Raw genomic sequence first — 25,032 nt, 5'->3', positions numbered from 1 at the left:
CCCCCGGGCTAAATCTCGCCGAAACCGTTGCGAACTTCCAGAGCCATCATCTCCACGGCCCGGGCCGCATCGGGACCGCGTGCCGTCACGGTCAGGGTTTGGCCCTGTCCCAGCCCGAGCGTCATCAGCATCATCATGGACTTGGCGTCCACTCCGTTGATGCGGACCTCCGCATCGAGGTCCGACATGGCCTGGGCCACGGCTGCGGCAGGGCGGGCATGCAGTCCCGCCGGGTTAATGAGCTCCCACGAACCGGTGTGAACCCCGGCATCATCGGGATCGAAATCATCGTCACCGGCATCGCCCGGCTCCCCCGCGCCGGCCGCCGGGTCCGTGCCGGGCTGCTCCCCCGTCCCTGTCCCGGCGGCGGCTGTCGGTTCCGTACCGGGCGGGGCTCCGGAGTCCTGGGTGCCGGTGTCCCGGGTGCCCGCCGGCCCCGGTATTCTCCCTGCCGACTCGGCTTCCTGCAGCACTGCCTGCAGGGTTCTTCCAGTTTGGGCGGCAACTGCCGCCGCCACGGTTCCTTCAACCAGCGGCGCGTCGGCCAGGCGGACACGTGCGCGCTGCTCATCTTCAAGGAATTCCACTGCCGTTTCCGCGGTCATGACCGCTGATCCCAAGTCGGCAAGCAGCAGTGCCCCGTCGCCGGTGTCCGCCGCAGCAATGGCAGCGGAGACTTTCTCGAAGCTGGTGCCGATCCCGCCGTCGTCCGTACCTCCGGCCGTTTCGATGGTGACGTCCCGTGCCATCTGCGCCGCCAGTTCACGGAGACCCTCAGCGAGTTTGTCGCTGTGCGAAACGATCACCAATCCAACACTCATGAGCCCTCTTCCGCCGCTTGTGCCGCCGCCTGCAGGATCAGGACTGTGGAAGCAGCCCCGGGATCAAGATGGCCGGCACTGCGCTCTCCGAGGTAGCTGGCGCGGCCTTTGCGGGCTATCAGCGGTTCGGTGCCGGCAAGGCCGGCCCGGGCTCCGTTTGATGCGGCGGCAAGCACCTCAGCGGATGAGGCCGAGGCGCCGGCTGCTGTCTGGGCTGCCTCAACTGCCGGCGTCCAGGCATCCACCATGGTTTTGTCTCCGACTTCGGCTTTTCCGCGGGCAACAATTCCGTCCCGTGCGGCTGTGAGGACAGTGACCAGCGTTCCTGGATCCAGGTCCGGTGCCGGTCCCGCCGCCGTGGCAGCCCGCAGGAAGGCCGTGCCGTACAGCGGCCCGGCTGCCCCGCCAACTTTGGACATCAGGGTCATAGCGGCAAGCTTCATCACGTCACCCGGAGTGGCCGGGGTTCCGTCCGCGTCCAGCTTCTCCACCACCGCCGAAAATCCGCGGTCCATGTTCTCGCCATGGTCCGCGTCACCGATGTCCCGGTCCAGGTCGATCAGGTGCTGCCGGTTCTCGGCCATGGCTGCGGCTGCTGCACGCATCCACCGGTCTGCCCACGCTGCGTCCAGTGACATGGTTACATCCCCCATCGCAGGGCCGGCGTGTTGACCGGCGAGTCCCAAAGTTCCGTCAGTTCATTGTCCAGGCGCAGCACCGTCACCGATGCCCCCTGCATGTCCAGGGCCGTGATGTAGTTTCCCACCAGGGATCGTTCAACCCGGATACCGCGCTCGGCCAACACTTCCGCTGCCCGGCGGTAGACGATGTACAGCTCACTCAGCGGGGTTCCGCCCATGCCGTTGACGAACAGGAGCACAGGGTCCCCGGAGGAGGCTCCCAGGTCCTGCAGTACGGGTTCCAGCAGCTGGTCCGTGATGCTGTTGGCGTCCGCCATGGGCATCCGGCGCCGGCCCGGCTCGCCGTGGATTCCTACTCCCAGCTCAATTTCATTGTCGGCCAGGGTGAAGCTTGGTTCCCCGGCATGGGGAACGGTGCAGGGGGCGAGAGCCACTCCCATGGACCGGACATTGGCATTGACGCGTTCCGCCACCGCGGCCACCTGCTCCAGCGTGTCTCCCCGTTCCGCTGCCCCGCCGGCGATCCGCTCCACCAGCACCGTTCCGGCCACTCCCCGGCGGCCCGCCGTGTACAGCGAATCTTCCACTGCGACGTCGTCGTTCACCACCACTGTGGCGACGGTGATGCCCTCCGCCTGCGCCAGTTCAGCAGCGGTCTCAAAGTTCAGGATGTCCCCGGTGTAGTTCTTGACGATCAGCAGGACCCCGGCGCCGGTGTCGGTTTCAGTGATTGCCGGAAGGATCTGATCCGGAGTGGGGGAAGTGAACACGGCTCCGGGGACTGCCGCGTCCAGCATTCCGGTGCCTACGTAACCGCTGTGCAGCGGTTCGTGTCCGCTGCCGCCGCCGGAAACCAGGGATACCTTGCCCCGCGACGGCTCCCGGCGGAGCACGAGGTCCGGATCGCTGTGGACACGAACCAGGTTATGGTGGGCCAGCCCAAATCCTGCGAGGGACTCCGAGACAACCCTGCGCGGGTCATTGATCAGCTTCTTCATCTTTGAGCAGCTCCTTCAGCGCAACGGCCCGTACAGGCGATGCGGCTGCACCGCGGTGTTCGGGATCAGGACATCGGTGAGACTGCTTTCGACCCTACCCCCGGGACTGACCGTTGGACAGGCGAACGGAGGGATCGCATTAAACAGCGGCGGGAGGGGCATCATGCCCCTCCCGCCGCCTCCCGGACGTGTTATGTCCGAGGAAGATCTACTTGCCCTTGAAGGCATCCTTGATGTTTTCGCCGGCCTGCTTGGCACTGCCCTTGGCCTGGTCGCCGTGTCCTTCAGCTTCCATGCGCTCGTTGCCGGTGGCCTTACCGAGGCCTTCCTTGACCTTGCCGCCAAGCTTCTCGGCTGAATTCTGCACCTTGTCATCTGCGCCCATAATTGGATCCCGCTTTCTGATCGTGGTCCGCCGGCAACTGCCGGTTCGCCGGACCGTGAATGATGCTAAGTACCCTGAGCTTATCCACCGGCAGGAGCAAAAGGCCAGCCGATGAGGGTCAGTTCCCCTGATCGCGAACACCCGCCCCGTCAGCGGCGCTACAGCGTGCGGATCATCCGGGTGTTCCCCAGGGTGTTGGGCTTGACCCGCGCGAGGTCCAGGAACTCGGCCACTCCCTCGTCATGGGAGCGCAGCAGTTCGGAGTAGACCTCCGGATCCACGGCCGACTGATTGGCCATCACCTCGAATCCGTGGCGTCGGAAGAAGTCCACCTCAAAGGTCAGGCAGAAGACACGTTGCACACCAATCTCCACGGCATCGGCCAGCAGTGCCTCCAGCAGGACGTGGCCAACGCCGTGCCCGCGCCAGCGGCGGTCCGCGGCCAGGGTCCGCACCTCGGCGAGGTCTTCCCACATGACATGCAGCGCACCGCAGCCAATCACCTCGCCGTCGGGCCCTTCCGCAATCCGGAACTCCTGGAGCCCCTCGTAGTAGGCAACCGCCTCCTTCGCCACCAGGATCCGCTCGTCGGCCAGGGGCGCCACGAGGGAACGAATGCGGTGAACATCGGAGGTGCGTGCTCGGCGGACAGTGATGGTGGTGGAAGTCACCGGTCCAGTCTAGGACTGCACGGACTGCCCGCCGCAAAACGGCTGTCAAGGCACGCAATGGAAGGGATCCGGAAACGCGAAAGGACCCGGCGGGCTGCATACCCGCCGGGTCCCTTCATCTGTTCAAACTGCGCATCTGTTCACACTGCGCCGCAGGCTAGTCGCCGACGCCCGCCTCAATTGCGGACGGTGCCTCTTCGAGGGCCTTGGGTACGCCGTGTCCCTCGAAGGTGAAGGTGGCGTCGTCTCCTTCGCCCTCCACATCCACGGACACCAGTTCTCCGGGCTTCAGATCCCCGAACAGGATCTTCTCGGAGAGCTGGTCCTCGATCTCGCGCTGGATGGTCCGGCGCAGCGGCCGGGCACCCATGGCGGGATCGTAGCCCCGTGTGGCCAGCAGAACCTTGGCCGCGGGGGTCAGCTCAATGGTCATGCCCTTGTCCGCCAGGCGCTTGCCCAGGCGTTCCAGGAACAGGTCCACGATCTGCACGATCTCGTCCTGCGTGAGCTGCGGGAAGACCACCGTGTCATCAACACGGTTCAGGAACTCGGGGCGGAAGTGCTGACGCAGTTCCTCCGTGACCCGGGCCCGCATCCGGTCGTAACCGGTCTTGGTGTCGGTGCCGGACTGGAAACCGGTGGAGACACTCTTGGAGATGTCCCGGGTTCCCAGGTTGGTGGTCATGATGATGATGGTGTTCTTGAAGTCCACCACGCGGCCCTGGCTGTCCGTCAGGCGGCCGTCTTCGAGGATCTGCAGCAGCGAGTTGAAGAGGTCCGCGTGGGCCTTTTCCACCTCGTCGAACAGGACCACGGAGAACGGACGGCGGCGGACCTTTTCGGTCAGCTGCCCGCCTTCTTCGTATCCGACATATCCCGGAGGGGCACCGAAGAGCCGGGAAACAGTGTGCTTCTCGGAGTATTCGGACATGTCCAGCGTGATGAGTGCTTCTTCATCACCGAAGAGGAATTCAGCCAGTGCCTTGGCAAGCTCCGTCTTACCCACACCGGTGGGACCGGCGAAGATGAAGGAACCGCCCGGACGCTTGGGATCCTTAAGTCCGGCCCGCGTACGGCGCATGGCCTGCGAGATGGACTTGATGGCCTGATCCTGACCGATGACGCGCTTGTGCAGCTCGTCTTCCATCTTGAGCAGGCGTGTGGATTCTTCTTCGTTGAGCTTGACCACGGGAATGCCGGTGGAATTGGCCAGCACCTCGGCGATGAGCTCCTCATCCACCTCGGCAATGTCATCCAGGCCGCCGGACTTCCACTGGCGCTCCTTTTCAGCCCGCTGGTCATGGAGCTTCTGCTCCTTGTCCCGCAGGTTGGCAGCGCCTTCGAAGTCCTGGGAATCGATGGCTGATTCTTTCTCCAGCTTCAGCGCAGAGATGCGCTCATCGATCTCCTTGAGCTCCGGCGGAGCCGTCATACGGCGGATCCGCAGGCGGGCGCCGGCCTCATCGATCAGGTCAATGGCCTTGTCCGGCAGGAAACGGTCGCTGATGTAGCGCTCCGCCAGGGTTGCCGCCGATGTCAGCGCGGCATCCGTGATGGACACGCGGTGGTGCGCTTCGTAGCGGTCCCGCAGTCCCTTCAGGATTTCGATGGAGTGCGCAACGGAAGGTTCGTTGACCTGGATCGGCTGGAAACGCCGCTCAAGTGCTGCATCCTTCTCGATGTGCTTGCGGTACTCGTCCAAAGTGGTGGCACCAATGGTCTGCAGTTCCCCGCGGGCCAGCATCGGCTTCAGGATGGAAGCTGCGTCGATGGCGCCTTCGGCGGCACCGGCGCCCACGAGGGTGTGGATCTCATCGATGAAAAGGATGATGTCGCCGCGGGTGCGGATTTCCTTGAGGACCTTCTTCAGGCGTTCCTCAAAGTCACCGCGGTAGCGGGAGCCGGCAACGAGGGAACCCAGGTCAAGTGTGTACAGCTGCTTGTCCTTGATGGTTTCGGGAACATCGCCGCGGACAATGGCCTGGGCCAGCCCTTCAACGACTGCCGTCTTGCCGACGCCGGGCTCACCAATCAGAACAGGGTTGTTCTTGGTGCGGCGGGACAGCACCTGCATGACCCGTTCCATCTCATGCTCGCGCCCGATCACCGGGTCGAGCTTGGACTCGCGCGCAGCCTGGGTGAGGTTGCGGCCGAACTGGTCCAGGACAACCGAACCGGCCGGCTGGCCTTCCTGCTGCTGGCCGCCGGAGCTGACAGGTTCCTTGCCCTGGTAACCCGAGAGCAGCTGGATGACCTGCTGGCGCACCCGGTTCAGGTCAGCGCCAAGCTTGACCAGCACCTGTGCGGCAACGCCTTCGCCTTCACGGATCAGCCCGAGCAGGATGTGCTCGGTGCCGATGTAGTTGTGGCCAAGCTGCAGGGCCTCCCGGAGGGAGAGTTCGAGAACCTTCTTGGCACGCGGGGTGAAGGGGATGTGGCCGGACGGGGCCTGCTGGCCCTGACCGATAATCTCCTGCACCTGCTCACGCACGGCACCGAGCGAAATACTCAGGGATTCAAGGGCCTTAGCTGCGACACCTTCACCCTCATGAATGAGCCCGAGCAGGATGTGCTCGGTGCCGATGTAGTTGTGGTTGAGCATGCGAGCCTCTTCTTGGGCAAGCACGACAACGCGACGGGCACGGTCGGTAAATCTTTCAAACATGAGGCACACTCCTAGCTAACGCGTAATTCGATGCTACGTGTCCTGCGCGTGCTTAAGGAGCGTGTTCGCCGTAGGCGTGACCACGGCCCCGAATAAGGTTCCCGGGAGGCCCCCTGCCGGGCCTTAGCCCTGCGCGGCCCGGTACGCTTCGATGATTTCGCTGTTTACGCGTCCACGCTCCGAAACGGTGTATCCGTTGTTGCGGGCCCATTCACGGATCTGCGCCGCTTCGTTGCTGCGTGCAGAACCTGCAGCACGGGGACGCCCGGTGCGGCCGCCCACCTTGCGGCCTGCATCCAGGTAGGGCTTCAGGGCCGCACGAAGATTCTTTGCATTGTCCTTGGACAGGTCAATCTCGTACTGGGATCCGTCCAAGCCGAACCGTACGGTCTCATCCGCACTTCCGGCATCGAGGTCATCAACCAGAATGATTTTTACTTTTTGCGCCACAACAGGCTCCTAAGCAGTGTTAAACCCGAAAAAACGATAATGAGACCACTTAGAGTATGACGCAATTTTGAATGCCCCGTCAAAGCCGTGGGGCGAAATTAATTACTTTCTTTTTCCGGGGTTCCACTACTTGTATCCCGATCGGCCGCAAGGTCGGCTTCACGTTCGGCTTCGGCCAGTGCCTTTCGTTCCGAACGGTCCACGTTGAGCAGGGCCTTCATCACAAAATAAAAGAGAGCTCCAACACATATTGACGGCAGGAGAACTTCGACGTATTCCATGGTTCTAACCCATTTCCGGCTTTAGGAGGGGGAACAAAATTGTTTCCCGGATACCTGTGTTCGTGAAAAGCATCACCAAACGGTCAATTCCCAGCCCGATACCGCCCATAGGCGGGGCACCGTATTCAAGGGCGCGGAGGAAGTCCTCGTCAAGGGCCATGGCCTCATCGTCACCGCCGGCAGCCTTGAGCGACTGCGCGGTGAGGCGCTCACGCTGAATCACGGGGTCAATGAGCTCGGAGAAGGCTGTACCGCGCTCCATGCCGCCGATGATGAGGTCCCAGGCTTCAATGAGGCGCGGGTCATTCCGGTTGGGGCGGGCCAGCGGCTGGGCCGACGGCGGATAGTCATAGACAAAAGTCGGCTGAATCAGGGTCGGTTCGACAATCTCCCCGAAGAGCTCCACCACCAATTTCTCGGCATCCCATTTCGGATCCACCTTGACGGCATGCTTTTCGGCGATGCCCCGAAGGGTTTCCACACTGGTGTCCGGAGTGATCTCCTCGCCAACGGCTTCGGAAAGACCGGGGTAAACGGACAGCCATTTCCATTCGCCGTCCAAATCAATGGTTCCGGCCTCAGTTTCGATCTGGCGGCTGCCGACCAGGTCAGCGCAGTGCAGGATAATTTCCTTGATGCGGTCCGCCATCACGTACTGGTCGGCGTACGCCTCATAGCATTCCAGCGTGGTGAATTCAGGACTGTGGGTGGAGTCGACACCCTCATTGCGGAAAATGCGGCCCAGCTCAAAGACCCGCTCAATGCCGCCAACAACCGCCCGCTTGAGGTAAAGCTCAGTGGCAATCCGCAGCGTCATCTTCTGGTCGAAGGCATTCAGATGGGTCTCGAACGGACGCGCCGCGGCACCGCCGTGAATCAGCTGGAGCATGGGAGTTTCCACTTCCACGTATCCGTGGCTGTGCAGAGTATCGCGGACGCCGCGAATGATGGCTGCCCGCTTGTACACCATGTCCCGGGCTTCCTCGCGGACCATCAGGTCCACGTAGCGCTGCCGGACCCGGGTCTCTTCGTTCAGTCCGGCATGCAGTACCGGCAGGGGGCGCAGGGCCTTCGAAGCCATGGACCAGGATTGCGCCATGACTGAGAGCTCGCCGCGCCGCGAGGAGATGACTTCCCCGCGGATGAAGACGTGGTCACCGAGATCAACGAGCGCCTTCCAGTCGGCCAGGGCCTCTTCTCCGACCACGGCCAGGCTCAGCATGGCCTGCACGCGGGTGCCGTTTCCCTCCTGGAGGGTGGCGAAGCACAGCTTGCCGGTGTTGCGGATGAAGACGACGCGGCCGGTGACGCCGACAACTTCGCCGCTGGTCTCATCGGCCTGCAGGTGTCCGAACTTTTCCCGAATCTCTTTCAGCGAGTGCGTGCGTTCCACACCCACCGGGTAGGCCTCGGAACCGCCGGCGATCAGACGCGCCCGCTTCTCAGCGCGGATGCGCATCTGCTCGGAGGTGTCGGCTGCTTCGGGAACGGGGCTGGATCCGGGAACGGAGTTAGATGTGGTCACACCCTTAAGTTTACAGAGCCGCGCGGCGCGGGCTTACGGCCCGCACCCAGCTTGTTCGCGGCGGGCGCACAGTCTGATGGTTTAATGCACAGTCTGATGGTTTAAGCGGTGTCCGGGTTTTCCAGCGGCAGGTTGTCGATCAGGCGCACGGACCCCACCTGCGCCGCCAGCAGCGCCAATGCGGGCTTCTCCAGCGGACCGTCGGTGGGCCTTAGCGGTTGCAGCGTCTGCGGGTCCACAATGTCGAAGTAATCCAGTTCCACCAGCGGTTGTGCTTTCACGAGGGCGACGGCGGCGGCCAGGTCCGGCGGTTCACCGGCGGATACCCGGTCCCGCAGGGAAAACAGGGCACGCGGAAGCACCGCAGCAGCGCGGCGGTGGACAGGATCCAGGAACCCGTTTCGGCTGGACTCGGCCAGTCCGTCCGGGGCCCGAACCACAGGCACGGCCCTGACCTCCGTGTCGAAGTTGAGGTCGGCGACCATCCGCCGGATCAGCACCAGCTGCTGGGCATCCTTTTGTCCGAAATAAGCCCGGTAGCGGACCGGAGTGCCGGATGCCGCGGCGGGGGACGCGTAGTGCAAGAGCTTGGCCACCACGGTCAGCACGCCGTCGAAATGTCCGGGGCGCGAGGCTCCCTCATAACGGGCCCCCAGCTCTCCGGAGCTCACCCGCACCAGCGGCGCTCCTTCCGGGTACACCTCGTCCTCGTCGGGAGCGAACACGAGGTCCACGCCGGCGGCGCCCAGTAGTTCCACATCCGCTTCGAGGGTGCGCGGATACCGGCGCAGGTCCTCGGGATCGTTGAACTGCAGCGGATTGATGAACACGGTGGCAACGACGACGTCGTTCTCGGCCCGCGCGGCATCCATCATGGAGCGGTGGCCCTGGTGCAGGGCGCCCATGGTGGGTACCAGGCCAAGACTCAGCGGTTCCTCCCCCGCGCCGGCCCCGGCGGCACTTTTTGCAGCGAGCGCTTCAGCGACGGCAGCCTTCAGTTCCGCAGCCGTGCGCAGCAGCTGAGGAGAATTCACTGTCCCTCATCCAGGCTCAAAGCGTCAATAACGGCTTTGCCGCGCTCTTCGCTCAGCAAGCCCCGGTCAATGGCCCGCAGAGCAGTGGCCAGGGACAGGGCACGATAGGTATCCCTCAGGTTGGCGCTGTCCTGGGCGGCCATTTCCTGCAGGTGCGCGCTCACGGTTCCGGCGTCCCCGCGGGCTACAGGTCCGGTGAGGGAATGCTCTCCGGAGGCAAGGGCGTTTTCCAGCGAAGCCCGCATGAGCGGGCCCAGCAGCCGGTCCGGGTTCTCCACCCCTATGTCCTTGAGCAGCTGTGTGGACTGGGCGGTGATGGTGACCAGGTGGTTGGAGGCGTGCGCCAGTGCCAGGTGGTAGTTGACACGGTCCGCTTCATCGATGACCACGGGTTCGGCACCCATCTCCACCACCAGGGCCTGGGCGATGGGCAGCACCGCGGTGGGGGCGGTCACGCCAAAGGAGCAATCAGCCAGCCGGGTCAGGTCAAGGCTCATACCGGTAAAGGTCATGGCCGGGTGCAGGGCCAGCGGGATGGCGCCGGCCCGGCGGGCGGGCTCGAGGATTTCCGTGCCGAAGCGTCCCGAGGTGTGGGCAACAAGCTGCCCGGCCTGCCAGGCATTGGTTGCCGCCAGTCCGGAGACGAGCGAACCCAGGGCGTCATCCGGAACAGCCAGGAGCACCAGTTCGGAACGTTCCACAATGTCCGGAATCTCCATGACGGGGACGCCGGGCAGCAGGTTGGCCGCACGCTCATGGCTTTCCTCACTCACTGCAGAAACGCCGACGACGGCGTGCTCAGCCGCGCGCAGGGCAGCACCCAGGACGGCTCCGACCCGTCCGGCGCCGATCACGCCGATGCCGAGCCGGCCGCGCCGCCGCTTGTCAGCGGTGCTCATCTCAGAGCTGTTCATGGGGGTACTCCTTGGAAACTGTTTCAGCGGGAAGTGGTGACGGGTCCTCAGGTGCCGGGGCGGCCGCAGCGCTGTTCCACCGGCCGGTGCGGTCCCGGCGCCGGGCCTCGCGTGCCCTGACGGCCTGTTCCAGGAACAGCGTGCGGGCATCGTCGACGTCGATTTTCCGCACGTGCGGACGGACGGGACCGGGCGTGGAATGCAGGATCAGGTCACTGGTGCCGAAGCGCCGGCGCAGCGGACCCTGCTCCAGGGCGATGGACTGGGTGCGCTCATGCGGCACCACCGAAAGGACCCGCCAGAGCGCTCCGCTGCGGATCAGCAGTGCAGTGTCCGTCAGGGCATAACCGTTGCGGCGCCAGCTCAGCGGTGCGATCCAGCGGGCCCGGCGCGGCGTCGTCGTGAATCCGTCAGCACCGTCCCGGCCCGTGATCCCGGCCGTAAAGACGTCCACCGGACGGTCGGTGCCCGGTTCGGGCAGGACAAGGGCGAGGACAGCAAACACTTCGGCCAGCGTCCCTGCCGGCAGCAGCTTGGTGCGGGCCTGGGTATCGGAGGTGGTGCCGGCGCCGTAGCCTGCCACGTTGACGGACACCCGATACCACCCGGTGAGCCGCCACAACGGTGACTGCGTGACGGACACCGCCTGGATCCGGCCCGGAGGCACGGTCTGGGTACGGGTATCCAGCAGGCCGTAGCGCAGCCGGATGCCGTCCCGGGAGACCGAAGCCCGGAAGTTGAAGGACGTGGAGAATTCGGTCCAGTACCCTCCAACGGTGCCAAAGAGGATGGGCAGCATGATGGCCAAGCTGATCGCCTCTCCGGTGGCGACCGTAATCACCAGGACCACAGCAATGCCGATGAGCAGGAACAGGGTGGTACCGGAGAGCAGAGTGGCGGCAATGACCCGTCCCGGCCGCAGCTCCAGGACGGGCTGCTCCGGGGCCTCGCGGGGGACCGACACAAAGGTGCCGGCGGCGGGATCGGTTCCCGGTGCACCCGGGCTGCCTTCGGCGCCGTCGCCGGGGGAACCGGATTCCGTCCCGCCGGTTTCGGCAGCAACCCCGGTGCCGGCGCCGGCACCGGAGGCACGGTTCAGGAGCAGTGCCCGCAGGCGCTGCGCATCATTCAATTTCAGGTACGCCAGCTGAACCGCTGATTCTCCGGCGTCGGCAACTTCAAAGCGCAGTTCGGCCAGCCCGAACAGGCGCGCCAGGAGCGGCTGGACAATATCGATGGCCTGCACCCGGTCCAGGCGTGCCTGGCGCTGCTTGCGGAACACCACTCCGGAGTGAACACGGACGTGGTCATCCGTGACCTGGTAGCGGGTAAACCACCAGGACAGAAAAAAGATGCCGGCCAGGATCAGCAGGACCACGGCGAGGATGCCTGCACCAATGAGCAGGGCGGTCCCGTCAAGCGGGTTTCCCGGTCCTGAGCTGTTGTTACCGCGGAAGCCCGCTGTTTCCTCGAACCAGTTCCGGCCGATAACAAAAGCGATTGCGGCCAGCGCAATCCACCCGCGGACCAGAGGTGACACCGGATGGACGCGGGCCCACTCCCCGTTCTGCGGGACGCTCACAGTCCGGCCAACTGCGTTTCGCCGCGTTCGGACAGGTGCTCCCGCAGACGTGCGCCCTCGGAGGCAGGCAGACCGGGCAGCACGGCATTGGTGCCGGGGGCGGCAGTGAGCAGTTTGACGGAGCACAAACCGAAAGCGCGCTCGAGCGGGCCCACGGTCACGTCCACATACTGCATCCGGCCGTACGGAACCACGAGGGTGCGCTGGAAAAAGATGCCGCGCCGCAGCAGGAAGTCCTCGTTGCGTTCTGCGTAACAGACAGCGCGGACCTGCCGCGGCAGCAGAACTCCGCGCCAGAGATAAGCTGCTGCGACCACCGCGGGAAGCCCCCAGGCCAGCCAGTCCGGAACCCAGGTCCAGGCGCCGACGCTTCGCAGGATGAGGGGAAGGCAGGCCGCGGCCACTGTAAGCACGGCTTCCACCGCCCAGCCGATGAGGCGGACCGTAAGGTACCTGGGCGAGATGTGCTCCCAGGACAGACCGCCCGGATCGATGGCTTCGCTAGGCATATTCTCCGTCTTCCCGTTCATCTGCATCATCCGGGCGGGCGGCGGTGCCGCGCCCGTTGGAGTCATCCGGCGGAAGCCGGCAGAAGCGTTCCACCAGGAGCCCGACGGAGATCATGAGGACCCCTCCGGCGATCATAGCCAAAGACCCCCAGGTGGCGGCATGCCCCGGACGCAGCGACCACAGCGGCAGCTGCTGGATGAAGACCCCTGCATGCCAGCCCAGCAGCAGCGAACCCGCATAGGCCGTGGCCTGGGCCAGGACCAGCGTCCGGGCCGCCGCGATCGGGTCCAGCTCGCGGTCGCGGCTGCCCTGCTGCCAGCGCCGCACCCGCAGCCCGAGGAAGAGCGTGGCTCCCGATATCAGCAGGACGGTCAGCAGCCCGATGATGCTCAGGACTGCCGGGGGCAGGGAGTTGCGGGTTGCCCAGTCGTTGACCAGCCAGCCGGCAGCACCGGACGCAAGGACAATGACAGCCAGCCAGCGGTATCGGATGCTTCCCACGGTGAGGATCAGTCCCCTTCGAAGATTTCCAGGCCGGGCAGGTCTTCGGCTTTGGCAGCCAGTTCGGCAACGGGGGTACCCGAAAGCACGGCTCCCGGATCCATCCAGGCCCAGGGCTGCAGCACAAACGCCCTGGTGGAAGCGCGGGGATGGGGCAGGGTCAGGGTTTCGTCGTCGAGCACCGTGTCTCCGTAGGTGATGATGTCGACGTCGAGCGTCCGCGGGCCCCAGCGCACCTCGCGGACCCGGTGGTGTGCGTTTTCCACCGCCTGGCAGTGCGCCAGCAGGTCATGCGGGGCCAGGTCCGTCTCCACGGATATGACGAGGTTGAGGTAGTCCGGCTGGTCCGGTCCGCCCACGGGACGGGTTCGGACCACCGGAGAAACTGCCTGCAGGCGGACGCCGGGATGGTCGGCCAGCTGGGCGACGGCGTCGGAGAGCGTGTCGCGGCTCTCGCCGAGGTTGCTGCCCAGGGCCAGGACCGCGGTTACGGCACCGGCGTTCATGACCGGCTCCGGCGGATGGTCACTGATACGTCGCCGAAGGGAACCGTAATGGGTGCCTGCGGTTTGTGCACGGTTACTTCCACGGCATCCACGCCGGCGAAGTCACCCAGAACGGCCGCGGCAATGCGCTCGGCCAGTGCTTCGATCAGGTTCAGGGGCTCGCCGCTGATGATGGCCGCCACCTGCTCGGCAAGGACGCCGTAGTGTGCGGTCTTGGTCAGGTCATCGCTGATTCCGGCCGGCTGCAGGTCCGCGTGCAGCACGAGGTCAACCACAAACGGCTGTCCGTTGCGGCGTTCCTCTTCGAAGACACCGTGGAAACCCTGCGCGGTGATGCCGGTCAGGGTGATGGTGTCGCGGACGCCGCGCACAGCTGTGCGTGCGTCGGAGGCGTTGGTTGTGTTCATGGGGTCAGCCTTTCCAGGCGGCAGTGGTCTTGACGGCGTCCACGCTGGGGCCGACGTTGTGCACGCGCACGCACCAGGCATTGGAGAAGGCGGCCAGCGCCGTTACGGCCGCCGTGGCGCTGTCACGTTCAAGCGGCGGAGCCGGCTCGCCGGCACGTGTCAGCAGTGAACCCAGGAAACGCTTCCTGGATGCACCGATCAGCACCCTGTGGCCCATGGCGTTCAGGCGGTCGGTGGCCCGCAGGAGTTCCCAGTTGGAGGAACCGTCTTTGGAGAATCCCAACCCGGGATCGATGATGATCTGCTCGGGGGCAACCCCGGCTGCGTAGAACATTTCCCGGATCTGTTCGAGTTCGGAAATGACCTCGTCAACCACGGAGTCGTAGGCGGCACGCGGATCGGCGCTGCGGACAGCGCCGCGGCTGTGCATCAGGACGTAGTGAACGCCGGTGCGGGCCACCAGGGCCGGCATGGCAGGATCGACTTCCGTGCCGGATACATCGTTGATGAGGCAGGCGCCTGCGGCAATGGCTTTTTCCGCCGTGGATGCGTTCATGGTGTCCACGCTGACCAGGACTCCGGCCCGGGCCAGGGCAGCCACCACGGGGAGGATGCGCTGCTGTTCCTCTTCCGGGCTTATGCGGACGGAATCGGGGCGGGTGGACTCGCCGCCCACGTCAATGATGTCGGCGCCGTCGTAGTGCATTTTCAGTCCGGCATCGACGGCTGCACCTGTGTCGGCAAAGCGGCCGCCGTCGCTGAAGGAATCCGGGGTAACGTTCAGGATTCCCATCACCAGTGTGCGGCCGGAGGGAAGGTCATCGAACCGCCGCGGCGCCCCGGCCGGGCGCAGGAGCCTCAGCGGGGAAGTGGCCGGACCGGTTCCCGGAGCAGCTGCGAGTGAATCCATGGGGCAGACGTCCTAACGTCCGAGAATGAGGCTCATGGCCTCGGCGCGCGTAGCCGTTTCACGCAGCTGGCCGCGCACTGCGGAGGTAACGGTCTTGGCTCCGGGCTTGCGGACCCCGCGCATGGACATGCACAGGTGTTCGCACTCGATGACGACTATGGCGCCGCGCGGGTTCAGGTTGTCCATCAGGGCCTCCACGATCTGCGTGGTGAGCCGTTCCTGGACCTGGGGGCGGCGGGCGTAGACCTCCACCAGCCGGGCCAGCTTGCTGAGTCCGGTAACCAAACCATCCTGTGACGGAATGTAGCCAATGTGGGCGGTGCCGTGGAACGGCACCAGATGGTGTTCGCAGGTGGAGAAGAACGGAATGTCCTTCACCAGCACCATCTCCTCGTGCTCGATCGCAAAGGTGGTGGCCAGCAGATCAGCGGGGTCCTGGTGCAGCCCGGCGAAGATCTCTGCGTAGGATTTCGCCACGCGCTTTGGCGTGTCCTGCAATCCCTCGCGGTCAGGATCCTCACCGATCGCCAGGAGGATCTCGCGGATCGCCTTTTCGATTCGGGGCTGGTCCACGGGGGCCGGGGGAACGGAGAGATTCTCCATTGTCAGTTCATCGTCGAAATCCGTCACTGCTTGATCCTACCGTGACTGTTCGGAACGACGGCGGCCCGGCACTTCCGTGCCGGGCCGCCGTTCGCTGCTATCGGTTGGTCTGTTCCGGGGTGTCGGTCCCGTCGGTGCGGCCGGCTGTTCCGCCGGTGCCGCCCTGTCCGGGATGCCCGGATCCGCTTCCCTCGGGCTGAGGGAGCCCGTTGCCGGACACGTCAAAGTCCTGGGGCAGGTCAGCGTCCGCTATCTGGTCCTGCGGGGACACGGTGTCCGGATCCGGCTGCCCGTTGGCTGCTGCCTCCCGACGTTCCTTGGCGGACACCACCGGCGGCAGGCTGTGGACCTGGCGGGTGGGCTTGGACAGCCACACTTCGCGGACGTCGCGCTTGCGTACGTCGGAGAAGACCTCGGCAATTTCGGCCTGGTTCAGTGTCTCGCGCTCCAGCAGTTCCAGGGCCAGCCGGTCCAGGACGTCCCGGTTCTCGGTCAGGATCTGGTAGGCCTCGTCATGGGCGTTGTCCAGCAGGCGCCGGACTTCCTCATCCACCACGTAGGCCACCTGGTCAGAGTAGTTGCGTTCCTGGCCCATGTCGCGGCCCAGGAAGGGTTCGCCTCCGCCGCTGCCGAGCTTCACGGAACCGATCCGCTCGCTCATGCCGTACTGGGTGACCATCTTCCGGGCCGTTGCAGTGGCCTTTTCAATGTCGTTGGACGCGCCGGTGGACGGATCGTGGAACACGATTTCTTCAGCAACGCGGCCGCCCATGGCGTAGGCGAGCTGGTCCAGCAGTTCGTTGCGCGTGACCGAGTACTTGTCGTCCTGCGGCAGCACCATCGTGTAACCCAGGGCGCGGCCGCGGGGCAGGATGGTCACCTTGGTGACCGGGTCGGTGTTGCGCAGAGCGGCTGCCACCAGGGCGTGTCCGCCCTCGTGGTACGCGGTGATCTTGCGCTCGAGTTCCTTCATCACGCGGCTGCGCTTCTGCGGACCGGCAATGACACGGTCAATGGCTTCATCCAGCGCCCGGTCATCGATCAGCTGGGCGTTGGAGCGCGCGGTCAGCAGCGCCGCTTCGTTGAGCACGTTGGCGAGGTCTGCACCGGTGAAGCCCGGAGTCTTGCGGGCCACGGTTTCCAGGTCTACGCCCTCGGCCATCGGCTTGCCCTTGGCATGGACCTGCAGGATGTGCAGGCGGCCCTGCATGTCGGGGGCCTCGACGCCGATCTGGCGGTCGAAGCGGCCCGGGCGCAGCAGCGCGGGGTCCAGTACGTCGGGTCGGTTGGTCGCGGCAATCAGGATGACGTTGGTGTTGCCGTCAAAGCCGTCCATCTCGACGAGGAGCTGGTTCAGGGTCTGCTCGCGCTCGTCGTTGCCGCCGCCCACGCCGGCACCGCGGTGGCGGCCGACGGCGTCGATCTCGTCCACGAAGATGATGGCCGGAGCGTTGGTCTTGGCCTGCTCGAAGAGGTCGCGGACGCGGGAGGCACCCACACCCACGAACATTTCCACGAAGTCGGAACCGGAAATGGAGTAGAACGGCACTCCGGCCTCGCCTGCCACCGCGCGGGCCAGCAGGGTCTTACCGGTACCGGGAGGACCGTACAGCAGGACACCCTTGGGGATCTTGGCACCCACGGCCTGGAACTTGGCCGGGTCCTGCAGGAACTCCTTGATTTCGTGCAGTTCCTCCACTGCCTCGTCAGCTCCGGCGACGTCGGCGAAGGTAACCTGCGGCATGTCCTTGTTGGTCAGTTTGGCCTTGGACTTGCCGAATTTCATGACCTGCGAACCGCCGCCCTGCATGCGGGAGAGCAGGAACCAGAAGATGACGCCGAGAATGATGAAGGGCAGGAACAATCCAAGGAAACTGGTGAACCAGTTGGTCTGCACCGGCTGGTCGGTGAAGCCGGAGGCACCGGAATCATTCACGGCCTCGACAATGTCCTCGCCGCGGGCGGTGCCGAAGTAGAACTGGACGTTCTTGGCCGGATCGGGGTCATCGCCCCGGAGCGTCAGATCGACGCGCTGTTCACCGTCATAAATCTTGGCCTGCTCAACCTTCTGGTCCTTGAGCAGCTGCAGGCCCACGCTTGTGTCCACCTGGGTTGCCCCGCTGGGGGAAAGGGTGGGAAGAATGAGCACCAGAAGGGCCAGTGCCAGGATTATCCAAATGCCCGGCCCCTTGAAGAAGTTCTTAGATTTCATTCGTCGTCAGGGCGTACGCCCCGTCCCTCCTGATCAACAACGCTGATAATGCGCGGAAATATACTCGAACAAGCTATACACCGTTACCTGATGGAACACGTCCGGAATACCGGGAAAGTTCCCTCAGGGCGTAGCCGGCCGGCGTGATGCTGATCGCGGATGCGGCACCGGAGGCAAGTGGCCCGAAGGCCGCCGTCCGGTGCCGCAGAACTGCGTTGGAGCTTACTCGTAGACGTGCGGAGCCAGGGTGCCGATGAAGTCGAGGTTGCGGTACTTTTCGGCGAAGTCCAGGCCGTAACCGACCACAAACTCGTTGGGGATGTCGTAACCGACGTATTTGACGTCGATTTCGACCTTCGCGGCGGTGGGCTTGCGCAGCAGCGTGCAGATCTCGACGCTGGCCGGTCCGCGGGACTGCAAGTTGGTGCGCAGCCACGAGAGGGTCAGGCCGGAGTCGATGATGTCTTCAACGATCAGCACATGCTTGCCCAGAAGGTCCGTTTCGAGGTCCTTGAGGATGCGGACCACGCCGGAGGACTGCGTGCCGGAACCGTAGGAGGAAACTGCCATCCAGTCCATGGTGACGTGGCTGTGCAGGGCACGGGACAGGTCTGCCATGATCATGACGGCACCCTTGAGCACGCCCACCAGCAGGACATCGCGTCCGGCGTAGTCACGGTCAATCTCTGCCGCGAGTTCGTTAACCCGTGTTTGGATCTGCTCTTTGGTGTAGAGAACGTGCTTGAGGTCTGACTGGACGTCGTGTGAATCCACGAATGGCTCCCGGGTAAGAGATGTTGCAGCTGGATTTTAGGTGCTGCTCTTTTTCCTAAAGACAAGATTGCCATAGCCGGAGGGGCCTTGGGGAACCGGATTGGTGCGCACCTGCCGGTACACGCTGACTTTGCCGACCAGTTCCACGGGTCCGGCGGAGCCTGTGCGGCGCAGTAGTGCTTCCACCGATCGCAGCCGTTCCCAGCTGGGCTGGGCGCCTCCGAGCTCGACGGCGGCGAGGGCCAGAACGCGCTGCCGCACCGCGGGAGCCAGCTCCCGCAGCTGTGCCTCGGGCAACAGGATCGTGTCCAGATCCGCGTCTCCGGCCCCGGATGCGGAGTCCGGCTGAGCTCGCAGCCGGGCGAAAGTGTCGGCACTCACGGCGTCGAGGTAGTCGGCATCCCCGGCGAGGATACGTGAGGAACGGAACAAAGCTTCGGCGATTCCCGGGCCAAGTTTTTCCTCCAGGAAGGGCAGCACCTCGGCCCGGACCCGCGACCGCGCGAACGCCGGATCGGCGTTGCTGGGGTCCAGCCACGGGTCCAGCCCCTGGCTGTCGCAGATTTCCTCGGTTTCGCTTCGCCGCAGCCCCAGCAGCGGGCGCAGGTACTTTCCGCGGATCGGGCGCATCCCGGCCAGGGACCGGGTGCCGGATCCCCGTGCCAGGCCCAGGAGCACCTGTTCGGCCTGGTCGTCGAGGGTGTGGCCCAGCAGCACGGCGTCGGCGCCCGTCTCTTCCACGGCTGCGTCCAGCGCCGCATAGCGGACAGTCCGTGCGGCTGCCTCGGGCCCCATGCCGGAAACCGGGACCGAAACAGTGCGGACCTGGACAGGCTCCAAGCCCATTTCCCTAAGTTTCGCCGCGGCTGCGGCTGCGACCTCGGCCGATCCGGGCTGCAGGGCATGATCCACGACGACGGCGCCCACCCGGTAATCGCCGCGGCGGGCGAAGAAGGAGGCCGCTTCGGCCAGTGCCAGCGAGTCGGGTCCGCCGCTGCAGGCCACCAGCAGCAGGGGCGGCTGTTCCTGCGCGGTGCCGCGCGGTTCAAGGCCCGCGTCCCGAAGGGCGTCACGAAGCATGTTGCGGGCTTTGCCCAGGGTTGGGTTTAGGCGTTTGCGCGGTCTGCGTTCCGGCGTGGAAAAGGATGTGGAGGCGGGGGGATCAAAATCAGTGGACATCTGCACGTTCTGTTAGAGCCCCATCCGGGTCATCCAGAGGGACGGGTTGTGGATTTCAGCTTCGGTGGGCAGGTTCTGGGGTCCTTCCCAGACCCGGTTAAATCCTTCCATTCCCACCCGGTCAACAACGGAACGGACAAACTTGGATCCGTCCTTGTACTGGCGCATCTTGGCGTCCAGGCCCATGATCTGGCGGAAAAAGCGGTCCAGCCAGCCGTGGCTCTTTCCCCGGGCGTTGAACCGCTGGCGGATGGTCTTCACGCTGGGAACAATCCTCGCGTCCACGGCGTCCATGACCACGTTGGCGTGTCCCTCCAGCAGCGACATCACGGCGGTCAGATGGGACATCCGTTCCTTGTCCGCCGGATCCTGAAGGAGGGACATGATGTCCATCGGGCGCCTGGGGACGTCGTCGTCGTTTCCGCCGGTGAGCGCCGCACGGCCGTCGGGGGAAGCAAGCGTCTTGGCGGCGTGGCCCAGCCGCTCGGACAGGGTTTGGGCCTTGTCCATCAGGCCGTTGGTCAGCAGACCGATCTGTTCCACCATGTGTCCGCGGAGCCAGGGCGCGGCCGCGAACTGCACCCGGTGGGTCTGTTCATGCAGGCAGACCCAGAGCCGGAAGTCCGCCGGGTCCACGTTCAGCTCGCGTTCCAGGGTAATGATGTTGGGCGCAACGAGCAGCAGCCGGCCACCGGCGGGGCCGCCGGGGGTCTGCGCCGCGAAGGGATCGTATTGTCCCAGGACCTTGGAGGAGAGGAAGGCCAGAACGGCACCCAGCTGTGCCCCGGTAAGCGTGCCGCTGAGCGCGGTATTGGCACCCTTGAGCTGCTCCGGATGCGTGCGGGCCAAATTCTCCAGCGCAGGATTCATGAGCGCGGCGAAACTGCGGGAATTGGCTTTGGCCCAGGACGCGCGGTCAACCACGAGGACCTCGGAATCACGCAGATCACGCGCAGCTTCCAGCCCGGTGATCCGATGCACATGGGTGACCGCCTCATCTGCCCTCGCCCGAAGGTCCGCTACGGCACCGCGGATTTCCTTGGCGGTCATCTTTGGTCCGGCGGACACCAGGGTGGCAGCCGTTCCTGCGGCCAGGTCCCAGTTCACCAAGTCGGCGGCGGCCGGGACGGGGTGCTGCTGATAGCTCTCCATCCGTCCATCAGAACACACAGGTTCTCCAATGGCAGGAGGGTTCGCTGTCCGCCGAACCCGGCTCATCGGCACCCGCAGCCGGCCAGGACGGCAGCAGCCGCGTCCACGGCCTCCCGGGCCTGCGCAGTGTTGTCCTCCAGCCCGTTGGCTACGAACGCAAAAGACAGGAGCCGGCCGTCGGCGTCAGTCACAAATCCGGTGAGTGATGTCGCCGCAAACAGGGTGCCGGTTTTGGCGCGGACCAGTCCTGCCGCCGGGGTTTCCTCAGGCAGCCCGTCTCCGCCAACAGGCGCCGTAGAGGCATCCTCGGTGAACCGGGACGCCAGGGTTCCGCTCAATCCGGCCACCGGGAGGGCATAGGGCAGGTCCCGGACGCTGTTGTCCGACGACGTCAGGGCGGCCTGAACGGTCGAGGCCAGCTGCAGTGCGGAGATCTCCGTTCCGCTGCCCAGCCCGGAGACATCGGCCAGCACCATTCCGGAGGTGTTGACCCCCAGCCCGGAAACTGCCGCTTTCACGGCCGCTGCCGCGCCGTCGAAGGAGCCTTCACCGCCGGTTTTCAACGCCGTCATGCGGCCCAGTGTTTCAGCCAGGTAGTTATCCGAAATCAGCAGCATCTGCGTCACCTGTTCTGAAACCGGAGCCGATGTTACGGCCGCCAACCGGTCAGCGTCGTCGCCGGCTGTTCCGCGTGTGACCTGGGGGTCCACTTTAAAGCCGTAGCCGGCGGCAGCGGTTTCCAGAGCGGCAGCGAAAGCGTCACCGGCGGCGAGCGCGGCGTCGTCGACCCGGGACCCGTACTGCTGTCCCTCAACCGCCCACGCCGAGTTGACGGCCAGCGGATACAGGGCCGCAGCCTCCCCTGCCTCCACGTCCTCCTCGTTCCAGGCCGGCGAGAGAGTGTCCCCGGTGAACAGTGAGTCATCCACCTGGATGCTGATCGTCCCGGATACTTCGCGCCCGGAAAGGGCCGCTGCTGTTTCCTCGGCCAGCGTCTGCAGGCCCGCATGACCGACGACGGCGGTCTCATCCGACTCTCCGGTCCCCAGCAGCACATCACCGCCGCCGGCCAGCACCACCGTTTCGGGTGTGCCGCCTTCATACACGGAGGTTTCAAACCGGGTGTCGGATCCGAGCACGGAAAGGGCAGCAGCGGCGGTCAGGACCTTGAGGCTGGAGGCGGGGGTTGCCGCGGCATCGCCGTCCAGGTCATAGAGGATGTCACCCGTCCGGGCATCAAGTACGGCACCGTGGAACTCTCCGCTGCCGGGAACCACCAGTTCTGCGTCAAGGAGATCGCCCAGCGCTTGCCGGTCCGGCAGGGGTGCGCCAAGGTTGGCGGGCACTGGAAATTCAGCACGCCCGGAGGATAAAGCCCCCGGCGCCTGCTGATGAGCGGGCACCACCAGCTGCCGCTGCGGCTGTTCCCGGGCCAGCGCTGCCAGCACGGGCGGGCCGGCATAAAGACACAGCGGAACCACCAGGACAGCCATAACCAGAGTCAGCAGGAGGCCGGAAAAAACCCTTCCCATCACCTCACCGCTGCTTTCCGTTTATAGGTCCCGCACTGCGGCGGGCAGTGATAACGGACCAAGACATATATCTTTAAGACTAGACCGGCGCCGCCGCCCGCATTGACGCGGACAAACCTGCGGTTGTTGGCGCATTTATCAGCCTAGGTTCACGGCAGCACTTTTTCCTGACCGCCGCGGCCTGTTCCGTTTGTGGTGCCATGCCGGCGCCACGCCAGAGGAGTATCCATGAAGCTCGACGTCACCATCGAGATCCCCAAGGGATCCCGGGTCAAGTACGAAATCGACCACGAAACCCACCGCCTGCGCCTGGACCGCATCCTGTTCACGTCCATGGCCTACCCCACCCACTACGGCTACTTCGAGAACACCCTCGGCGAAGACGGCGATCCGCTGGACGCTCTGGTGATGCTCCAGGACTTCGACCTGATGCCCGGCGTGCTGGTGGAATCCCGCCCCATCGGCGTTTTCAACATGGTGGACGACGGCGGCGGAGACGCCAAGGTCCTGTGCGTGCCGGTTGATCCCCGCTTTGACCACATCAAGGACATCTCGGACGTTTCCGATTTCCTGCTCGACGAGATCAAGCACTTCTTCACCAAGTACAAGGACCTGGAGCCCGGCAAGTGGGTTGAAGCCGCTGACTGGGCCGGCCGTGAGGAAGCCGAGGCCGAGGTGGAAGCTTCCCTGGCCCGTTTCGCCGCTCTCGGCGAAGGCAGCGAAGAAGACGAGCCCCAGGGCCGCGACGTCGACGCCGACCCCCAGAACAACTAGCGCGTTCCCGGGCCCGGTTCCGGGTTCGGATCGTTCCGGCGCCCGACGGCGGCTGACCCCTTGCGGGGACGGCCGCCGTCGTCGTTTGGACTCCTACTCGTTCACCGGCCCTCCCCGGGCCCGCCGCCGCGCCCAGGTGCGCACATCTCCGCCATAGGTGCGGGCAGGCAGGACCGCAACGGCAACGGCAACCGCGAGCAACACCCAGCTGCCGGTTACCCACGCAGCCCAAAGGCCCAGCAGAATGACCCCGAGCGCAAAGAACAGCGGAATCAGGGAGACGGGTTTTGGGTTGGGCGGCTGCGGCGGCTGCCCGCTGGAATTCTTCATCTGCCGACTCTAGGCGATGCATCCGAGGCGCGCCGCAACCGATCCCGGTTGTCTTTGGGGTCCTCTGGCATGCTGAACCCATGCATTATGTGCTGACGATCAACCAGCGGGACTCGCGCGAATCGGGGGACCTGGTTCCAGAGCTCATCCGTTCGCTGCGCCATCTGCCCGCCGCCGTTCCGTTTCAGCGCTCGGTGGGCGACGAAGCGCAGGGCGTGCTGGCGGACGCCGCCGCGGCCGTCGATGCCGCGCTGACTGCCATCCGGCAGCGGCGCTGGAACGTGGGCATCGGTGTCGGCGAACTGCATCCGCCGCTTCAGCAGAACATCCTGGACAATGACGGGTTTGGGCTCGTCTATGCCCGCCGTGCCGTGGTCCGGGCGCAGAAGACCGGCGAACGCATACCGCTGGCCGTGGACGGACCGGACGCCGACATCGCCGCAGAAGCCCAGGCAGTACTGCGGCTGCTCGGCCAGATCGTGGCCAGCCGCACCGACGCCGAGTGGAAAGTGCTGGACCTGATGACTCCCGGCGCCCGCGGGCAGCAAAAGTATGTGGCGGAAATCCTTGGCATCACCACACAGGCCGTCAGCAAGGCCGTGGTGCGCTCCCACTGGCAGGAGGAGTGGGCCACCCGCCCCGCGGCGGCACGGCTGCTCGCACTGAGCACCGGACCGGTTTCACTTCCGTCCTCCGCCAGGGTCTTCGAACCAGCGGCGCAGGGAGCCTGAAACAGGCTGCCTGCGCGACGGTTAGTTGATTGCGGGACAGTTAGTTGTTTGCGAGGCCGCGCAGGATGGTGGCGGCGCCGTCTTCATACACGGTTCCGGTGACCTCGGTTGCCACTTCCAGCACTTCGGCGGGAGCTTGGCCCATGGCCACGCCGCGGGCGGCCCAGCCCAGCATTTCGATGTCATTGCGTCCATCACCCATGGCCAGGGTGTACTTCCGGTCAATGTCCAGCCTGCTGCGGACATTTTCCAGTGCGCTGGCCTTGGTGACGCCTTCGGCGGCGATGTCCAGCCAGGCGGTCCAGCCCACTGAGTACGTCACGCCGTGCAGGCCGATGGCCCGGACTGCCTCACCGAATTCCTCGGCCGTGGAATCTACGCTGAAGACCACCACGCGGACTGCTTCGGCACTGCGCAGCCGCTCAAAGTCCACCGCCTGTGCCTCCACCCCAAAGCTGGCATCCTGGAAGCGCTCGGTGGAGAGGAAGTTCCCGTGCGAATCCTCGAGGGCAAATTTGGCGGTGGGCAGCTTGATGCGCAAGGCGTCCAGGGCGGTCCGTGGATCGAACACCACCCGGTCAATCACTTCGTAGCCGTCCGGAAGGGAGGTGTCCACCCGCAGGGTGACGCCGCCGTTGGAGGCCACGCAATACCCCTCGGTGATGCCAAGGCGTTCCAGGATGGGAAGGGCCGCCCCGTAGGACCGTCCGGTGGCGATAACCAGGTGATGGCCGGCGGCAATTGCAGCCTCGGCGGCTTCACGGACGCCCGCGGACATATGCCCGTCATGGTCCACCAGGGTGCCGTCCACGTCCAGGGCCACCAAATGGGGGAAGTGGTCAGGGTTCTGCCGGTCTTCGATGCCGGTGCTTGTCATAGTTGTCATCGCCTCATTTAAACAGATGGCCGCAGATCCCGAAAGGACGCGGCTCACATAAGTGCGC

27 protein-coding genes are annotated in these 25,032 nt (G+C 65.1%); 2 read left to right on the top strand and 25 right to left on the bottom strand.

Annotation, left to right across the window (positions count from 1 at the left end; genetic code table 11):
• Positions 1 to 8: 8 nt before the first annotated feature.
• From dhaM to dacB, 23 genes are all read right to left on the bottom strand, one after another.
• Positions 9 to 821 carry a dihydroxyacetone kinase phosphoryl donor subunit DhaM gene (dhaM, locus tag KG104_RS00545; protein WP_207348107.1) on the bottom strand — a complete coding sequence of 271 codons (813 nt, stop codon included), beginning with the start codon at positions 819 to 821 and terminating at the stop codon, positions 9 to 11.
• On the bottom strand, positions 818 to 1,459 hold the full coding sequence (gene dhaL / locus KG104_RS00540; protein WP_104053566.1) for a dihydroxyacetone kinase subunit DhaL: 642 nt from the start codon (positions 1,457 to 1,459) through the stop codon (positions 818 to 820). The genes dhaM and dhaL overlap by 4 nt, the downstream gene beginning before the upstream one ends.
• Before the next feature lie 2 nt (positions 1,460 to 1,461).
• Complete coding sequence (gene dhaK, locus KG104_RS00535; protein ID WP_104053565.1) at positions 1,462 to 2,460, bottom strand: dihydroxyacetone kinase subunit DhaK; 999 nt, start codon at positions 2,458 to 2,460, stop codon at positions 1,462 to 1,464.
• A 208-nt stretch (positions 2,461 to 2,668) separates the two neighbouring features.
• Positions 2,669 to 2,845, bottom strand: a complete 177-nt coding sequence (locus KG104_RS00530) for a CsbD family protein (protein WP_104053564.1) — start codon at positions 2,843 to 2,845, stop codon at positions 2,669 to 2,671.
• Between the two features lie 158 nt (positions 2,846 to 3,003).
• Positions 3,004 to 3,516: an amino-acid N-acetyltransferase gene (locus tag KG104_RS00525; protein ID WP_104053563.1), complete on the bottom strand. Its 513-nt coding sequence runs from the start codon at positions 3,514 to 3,516 to the stop codon at positions 3,004 to 3,006.
• A gap of 157 nt (positions 3,517 to 3,673) precedes the next feature.
• Positions 3,674 to 6,181 (bottom strand): ATP-dependent Clp protease ATP-binding subunit, encoded by a 2,508-nt coding sequence (locus tag KG104_RS00520; RefSeq protein WP_104053562.1) that lies wholly within the window; start codon positions 6,179 to 6,181, stop codon positions 3,674 to 3,676.
• A gap of 123 nt (positions 6,182 to 6,304) precedes the next feature.
• Positions 6,305 to 6,631 carry a histone-like nucleoid-structuring protein Lsr2 gene (locus tag KG104_RS00515; protein ID WP_104053561.1) on the bottom strand — a complete coding sequence of 109 codons (327 nt, stop codon included), beginning with the start codon at positions 6,629 to 6,631 and terminating at the stop codon, positions 6,305 to 6,307.
• Between the two features lie 98 nt (positions 6,632 to 6,729).
• Positions 6,730 to 6,912: a hypothetical protein gene (locus tag KG104_RS00510; protein ID WP_104053560.1), complete on the bottom strand. Its 183-nt coding sequence runs from the start codon at positions 6,910 to 6,912 to the stop codon at positions 6,730 to 6,732.
• Positions 6,913 to 6,916: 4 nt separating this feature from the next.
• Positions 6,917 to 8,371 (bottom strand): lysine--tRNA ligase, encoded by a 1,455-nt coding sequence (gene lysS, locus KG104_RS00505; protein ID WP_104053769.1) that lies wholly within the window; start codon positions 8,369 to 8,371, stop codon positions 6,917 to 6,919.
• A 167-nt stretch (positions 8,372 to 8,538) separates the two neighbouring features.
• Positions 8,539 to 9,471, bottom strand: coding sequence for a pantoate--beta-alanine ligase (panC, locus tag KG104_RS00500; protein WP_207348108.1), 933 nt, complete (start codon positions 9,469 to 9,471; stop codon positions 8,539 to 8,541).
• Positions 9,468 to 10,385 (bottom strand): Rossmann-like and DUF2520 domain-containing protein, encoded by a 918-nt coding sequence (locus KG104_RS00495; RefSeq protein ID WP_237687193.1) that lies wholly within the window; start codon positions 10,383 to 10,385, stop codon positions 9,468 to 9,470. The genes panC and KG104_RS00495 overlap by 4 nt, the downstream gene beginning before the upstream one ends.
• The gene (locus KG104_RS00490; protein WP_237688637.1) at positions 10,372 to 11,967 is read right to left on the bottom strand and encodes a PH domain-containing protein; all 1,596 of its coding nucleotides are present in this window, start codon (positions 11,965 to 11,967) and stop codon (positions 10,372 to 10,374) included. The genes KG104_RS00495 and KG104_RS00490 overlap by 14 nt, the downstream gene beginning before the upstream one ends.
• Positions 11,964 to 12,476 carry a PH domain-containing protein gene (locus KG104_RS00485; protein ID WP_207348109.1) on the bottom strand — a complete coding sequence of 171 codons (513 nt, stop codon included), beginning with the start codon at positions 12,474 to 12,476 and terminating at the stop codon, positions 11,964 to 11,966. Before KG104_RS00485 ends, KG104_RS00490 begins: the two co-directional genes overlap by 4 nt.
• Positions 12,469 to 12,978: a DUF3180 domain-containing protein gene (locus KG104_RS00480; protein ID WP_104159956.1), complete on the bottom strand. Its 510-nt coding sequence runs from the start codon at positions 12,976 to 12,978 to the stop codon at positions 12,469 to 12,471. The genes KG104_RS00485 and KG104_RS00480 overlap by 8 nt, the downstream gene beginning before the upstream one ends.
• An 8-nt stretch (positions 12,979 to 12,986) precedes the next feature.
• Positions 12,987 to 13,484: a 2-amino-4-hydroxy-6-hydroxymethyldihydropteridine diphosphokinase gene (folK, locus tag KG104_RS00475; protein WP_104102579.1), complete on the bottom strand. Its 498-nt coding sequence runs from the start codon at positions 13,482 to 13,484 to the stop codon at positions 12,987 to 12,989.
• Positions 13,481 to 13,891: a dihydroneopterin aldolase gene (gene folB, locus KG104_RS00470; RefSeq protein WP_104053554.1), complete on the bottom strand. Its 411-nt coding sequence runs from the start codon at positions 13,889 to 13,891 to the stop codon at positions 13,481 to 13,483. The genes folK and folB overlap by 4 nt, the downstream gene beginning before the upstream one ends.
• Before the next feature lie 4 nt (positions 13,892 to 13,895).
• A complete protein-coding gene (folP, locus tag KG104_RS00465) occupies positions 13,896 to 14,801 on the bottom strand; it encodes a dihydropteroate synthase (RefSeq protein WP_104053553.1) in 906 nt (301 codons plus the stop codon).
• Between the two features lie 12 nt (positions 14,802 to 14,813).
• Complete coding sequence (gene folE, locus KG104_RS00460) at positions 14,814 to 15,431, bottom strand: GTP cyclohydrolase I FolE (RefSeq protein ID WP_372434185.1); 618 nt, start codon at positions 15,429 to 15,431, stop codon at positions 14,814 to 14,816.
• Between the two features lie 70 nt (positions 15,432 to 15,501).
• Positions 15,502 to 17,616: an ATP-dependent zinc metalloprotease FtsH gene (gene ftsH / locus KG104_RS00455; protein ID WP_207348110.1), complete on the bottom strand. Its 2,115-nt coding sequence runs from the start codon at positions 17,614 to 17,616 to the stop codon at positions 15,502 to 15,504.
• Between the two features lie 222 nt (positions 17,617 to 17,838).
• Positions 17,839 to 18,390 (bottom strand): hypoxanthine phosphoribosyltransferase, encoded by a 552-nt coding sequence (gene hpt / locus KG104_RS00450; RefSeq protein WP_104053551.1) that lies wholly within the window; start codon positions 18,388 to 18,390, stop codon positions 17,839 to 17,841.
• A gap of 36 nt (positions 18,391 to 18,426) precedes the next feature.
• Positions 18,427 to 19,569 (bottom strand): tRNA lysidine(34) synthetase TilS, encoded by a 1,143-nt coding sequence (tilS, locus tag KG104_RS00445; protein ID WP_237687194.1) that lies wholly within the window; start codon positions 19,567 to 19,569, stop codon positions 18,427 to 18,429.
• 12 nt (positions 19,570 to 19,581) lie between these two features.
• Positions 19,582 to 20,721: a zinc-dependent metalloprotease gene (locus tag KG104_RS00440; RefSeq protein ID WP_207348111.1), complete on the bottom strand. Its 1,140-nt coding sequence runs from the start codon at positions 20,719 to 20,721 to the stop codon at positions 19,582 to 19,584.
• Positions 20,722 to 20,783: 62 nt separating this feature from the next.
• The gene (gene dacB, locus KG104_RS00435; protein WP_207348112.1) at positions 20,784 to 22,253 is read right to left on the bottom strand and encodes a D-alanyl-D-alanine carboxypeptidase/D-alanyl-D-alanine endopeptidase; all 1,470 of its coding nucleotides are present in this window, start codon (positions 22,251 to 22,253) and stop codon (positions 20,784 to 20,786) included.
• Positions 22,254 to 22,481: 228 nt separating this feature from the next.
• On the opposite strand from dacB, the gene KG104_RS00430 reads away from it, so the two are divergent.
• Positions 22,482 to 23,027 carry an inorganic diphosphatase gene (locus KG104_RS00430; protein ID WP_104053548.1) on the top strand — a complete coding sequence of 182 codons (546 nt, stop codon included), beginning with the start codon at positions 22,482 to 22,484 and terminating at the stop codon, positions 23,025 to 23,027.
• Between the two features lie 93 nt (positions 23,028 to 23,120).
• Here KG104_RS00430 and KG104_RS00425 read toward each other — a convergent pair whose 3' ends face one another.
• Positions 23,121 to 23,357, bottom strand: a complete 237-nt coding sequence (locus KG104_RS00425; RefSeq protein WP_104053547.1) for a hypothetical protein — start codon at positions 23,355 to 23,357, stop codon at positions 23,121 to 23,123.
• An 80-nt stretch (positions 23,358 to 23,437) separates the two neighbouring features.
• Between KG104_RS00425 and KG104_RS00420 the strand changes: the two genes are divergently transcribed.
• Complete coding sequence (locus tag KG104_RS00420; RefSeq protein ID WP_104053546.1) at positions 23,438 to 24,088, top strand: hypothetical protein; 651 nt, start codon at positions 23,438 to 23,440, stop codon at positions 24,086 to 24,088.
• A gap of 40 nt (positions 24,089 to 24,128) precedes the next feature.
• Here KG104_RS00420 and KG104_RS00415 read toward each other — a convergent pair whose 3' ends face one another.
• Positions 24,129 to 24,974, bottom strand: coding sequence for an HAD family hydrolase (locus KG104_RS00415; protein WP_104053545.1), 846 nt, complete (start codon positions 24,972 to 24,974; stop codon positions 24,129 to 24,131).
• Positions 24,975 to 25,032: the final 58 nt, after the last annotated feature.

Origin of the sequence: Arthrobacter sunyaminii, from assembly GCF_018866305.1 — a bacterium.
GTDB classification, from domain to species: domain Bacteria; phylum Actinomycetota; class Actinomycetes; order Actinomycetales; family Micrococcaceae; genus Arthrobacter_B; species Arthrobacter_B sunyaminii.
This window is presented reverse-complemented; position numbering and strand designations above follow the sequence as displayed.

What these genes read in the sequence shown, in the direction of transcription:
- dhaM (WP_207348107.1), bottom strand. Translation starts at nt 821, where the DNA reads ATGAGTGTTGGATTGGTGATCGTTTCGCACAGCGACAAACTCGCTGAG.
- dhaL (WP_104053566.1), bottom strand. Translation starts at nt 1,459, where the DNA reads ATGTCACTGGACGCAGCGTGGGCAGACCGGTGGATGCGTGCAGCAGCC.
- dhaK (WP_104053565.1), bottom strand. Translation starts at nt 2,460, where the DNA reads ATGAAGAAGCTGATCAATGACCCGCGCAGGGTTGTCTCGGAGTCCCTC.
- KG104_RS00530 (WP_104053564.1), bottom strand. Translation starts at nt 2,845, where the DNA reads ATGGGCGCAGATGACAAGGTGCAGAATTCAGCCGAGAAGCTTGGCGGC.
- KG104_RS00520 (WP_104053562.1), bottom strand. Translation starts at nt 6,181, where the DNA reads ATGTTTGAAAGATTTACCGACCGTGCCCGTCGCGTTGTCGTGCTTGCC.
- KG104_RS00510 (WP_104053560.1), bottom strand. Translation starts at nt 6,912, where the DNA reads ATGGAATACGTCGAAGTTCTCCTGCCGTCAATATGTGTTGGAGCTCTC.
- lysS (WP_104053769.1), bottom strand. Translation starts at nt 8,371, where the DNA reads ATGCGCATCCGCGCTGAGAAGCGGGCGCGTCTGATCGCCGGCGGTTCC.
- KG104_RS00495 (WP_237687193.1), bottom strand. Translation starts at nt 10,385, where the DNA reads ATGAACAGCTCTGAGATGAGCACCGCTGACAAGCGGCGGCGCGGCCGG.
- KG104_RS00485 (WP_207348109.1), bottom strand. Translation starts at nt 12,476, where the DNA reads ATGCCTAGCGAAGCCATCGATCCGGGCGGTCTGTCCTGGGAGCACATC.
- folK (WP_104102579.1), bottom strand. Translation starts at nt 13,484, where the DNA reads ATGAACGCCGGTGCCGTAACCGCGGTCCTGGCCCTGGGCAGCAACCTC.
- folB (WP_104053554.1), bottom strand. Translation starts at nt 13,891, where the DNA reads ATGAACACAACCAACGCCTCCGACGCACGCACAGCTGTGCGCGGCGTC.
- folP (WP_104053553.1), bottom strand. Translation starts at nt 14,801, where the DNA reads ATGGATTCACTCGCAGCTGCTCCGGGAACCGGTCCGGCCACTTCCCCG.
- ftsH (WP_207348110.1), bottom strand. Translation starts at nt 17,616, where the DNA reads ATGAAATCTAAGAACTTCTTCAAGGGGCCGGGCATTTGGATAATCCTG.
- tilS (WP_237687194.1), bottom strand. Translation starts at nt 19,569, where the DNA reads ATGTCCACTGATTTTGATCCCCCCGCCTCCACATCCTTTTCCACGCCG.
- KG104_RS00440 (WP_207348111.1), bottom strand. Translation starts at nt 20,721, where the DNA reads ATGGAGAGCTATCAGCAGCACCCCGTCCCGGCCGCCGCCGACTTGGTG.
- dacB (WP_207348112.1), bottom strand. Translation starts at nt 22,253, where the DNA reads ATGGGAAGGGTTTTTTCCGGCCTCCTGCTGACTCTGGTTATGGCTGTC.
- KG104_RS00430 (WP_104053548.1), top strand. Translation starts at nt 22,482, where the DNA reads ATGAAGCTCGACGTCACCATCGAGATCCCCAAGGGATCCCGGGTCAAG.
- KG104_RS00425 (WP_104053547.1), bottom strand. Translation starts at nt 23,357, where the DNA reads ATGAAGAATTCCAGCGGGCAGCCGCCGCAGCCGCCCAACCCAAAACCC.
- KG104_RS00420 (WP_104053546.1), top strand. Translation starts at nt 23,438, where the DNA reads ATGCATTATGTGCTGACGATCAACCAGCGGGACTCGCGCGAATCGGGG.
- KG104_RS00415 (WP_104053545.1), bottom strand. Translation starts at nt 24,974, where the DNA reads ATGACAACTATGACAAGCACCGGCATCGAAGACCGGCAGAACCCTGAC.